This is a genomic window from Citrobacter sp. wls718 (genome assembly GCF_005280945.1).
Classification (GTDB): Bacteria; Pseudomonadota; Gammaproteobacteria; order Enterobacterales; family Enterobacteriaceae; genus Citrobacter; species Citrobacter gillenii.
In genome coordinates, this window is sequence record NZ_SZWV01000039.1 from 1 (window position 1) to 1525 (window position 1525).

The 1525-nt window shown below is 45.7% G+C and carries 3 protein-coding genes; all 3 read left to right on the plus strand.

What is annotated here, in order from left to right; genetic code table 11:
• Positions 1-180 precede the first annotated feature (180 nt).
• The 3 genes from FDW95_RS08115 to FDW95_RS08125 all read left to right on the plus strand — a co-directional run bounded on the left by FDW95_RS08115 (position 181) and on the right by FDW95_RS08125 (position 1502).
• A complete protein-coding gene (locus FDW95_RS08115) occupies positions 181-588 on the plus strand; it encodes a helix-turn-helix domain-containing protein (RefSeq protein ID WP_047358007.1) in 408 nt (135 codons plus the stop codon).
• 198 nt (positions 589-786) lie between these two features.
• Positions 787-1002: a hypothetical protein gene (locus tag FDW95_RS08120; protein ID WP_115258736.1), complete on the plus strand. Its 216-nt coding sequence runs from the start codon at positions 787-789 to the stop codon at positions 1000-1002.
• A 161-nt stretch (positions 1003-1163) separates the two neighbouring features.
• Positions 1164-1502: a hypothetical protein gene (locus FDW95_RS08125; RefSeq protein ID WP_136345438.1), complete on the plus strand. Its 339-nt coding sequence runs from the start codon at positions 1164-1166 to the stop codon at positions 1500-1502.
• The last annotated feature ends 23 nt before the right edge of the window (positions 1503-1525 follow it).

The following is a 1525-nucleotide window of genomic DNA, read 5'->3' on the forward strand; positions in this document are numbered from 1 at the left end:
TCTACGGGCGTGGGGTCAGTCCACATTTTCTTTTGTGTTGTGAGCTTCATTGATTTATCTCGAGTAGTGAACGTGAAACGAGTAAATCAAATTATTTCGATATCGTCAAATTATATCGATAGGTTGAGCTACAGATAAAATCTGTATAATCGGATGTATGTTTTTGAGCGGGCTAGGAATATGAACTTCGGAAAGCGATTACAAAAAGCCATCCATGATCTTGGAATATCTCAATCGGAACTTGCACGCAGACTGGGAGTAAAAGCCCAGTCAGTAAATGGCTGGTGTAACTCTAATATACTTCCAAGAGCTGACATTCTAGATAGGCTACAGTCCGCTACAGGCTATCCACTCTATTGGTTTTTTCTTGAAGAAACTGAAGCTGACACTATTCCTGCCATAACATCAGAAAAAAAACGTCAACCTCAGTCGGCCCAGGAACAAAAGCTATTGGAGCAATTTGAGCTTTTGCCCACTGACGATGAGAGAGAAAAGATAGTTAAGTTGATCGAACTGCGACTGCAAGAGCTTGATGATGTAGCTACTGCTTACCTAAAAAAACGAAAGATAATCCCCAGTAACGAGTAGCCCCTCCACTCCTGTACCCTTCATAAAGCACGCGAAATCAATCCGATAAACTGATCGGTGAGTTGTTTACACGCATTGATATCGATTTAATTTGACATATATCGATTCAATCGATAATACTATTCCCAACACAAAGACAGTCATCGAGGCAGGACGCCCACGAAGTAGCTGCCGGCGGCATACGAATCACCGGATGAGATGACAAGTATTAACACGCAGCAGGTTCAACGTTCCGCCAGCCTGGCGACAAGGGCAACGCAAGAGGATAAATCCATGATCGATTTCGCACGTAAACCAGTGCGGTGTCAGGCCGTACATCTAAATCGCATTGAAGTAATCATTCGACTGATTTGCTACATGCTCGCCCAGAAGGGCGACCCGTCTGCCGACCAACAGATTGCAGTTCGTTCATAACGAGTTTGACCAATGGCTGTTGCCAGCCTCATGCCCGGTGCACAGGGCATTGTGATGGTAATACCACCATCGTAACCAAACAGGAGACGAAGACCTGTTCTGGTTAAATTGGAAAAGTGTTCTTTGCCCGTCCCGTGGCGGGCTTTTTTCCGGAGGTTTTTATGTCAGCTAACGATCTGGCATTGCGCTTCAGCAGCGCACCAGCTGAGGCATTAATCGGCGTTTTGCCTGTTCTGGAAGTTAAAGAAGCATTACGTGAAGAAGTTGAAAGTGATGTGATGGATGAAGTCTGGACAGAGCACAACTTTGAAATAGAAGCGATGGGCGAACAAGTTGATGAAACAGCCAGGCTCGCTCGTAAATTTGAATGTGCGGCTGAAGCTCTTGGAACGGCGATCAAACTTGCTCTGACTCTCCCACACAATGAGGCAATGCAGGTTCTGAGTGATGCCTTGAACGATAACCCTGGATACGGTCGCGAACCGGCAAAGGATGCGTGATGGAGTTTGGAATGAAACGTGTG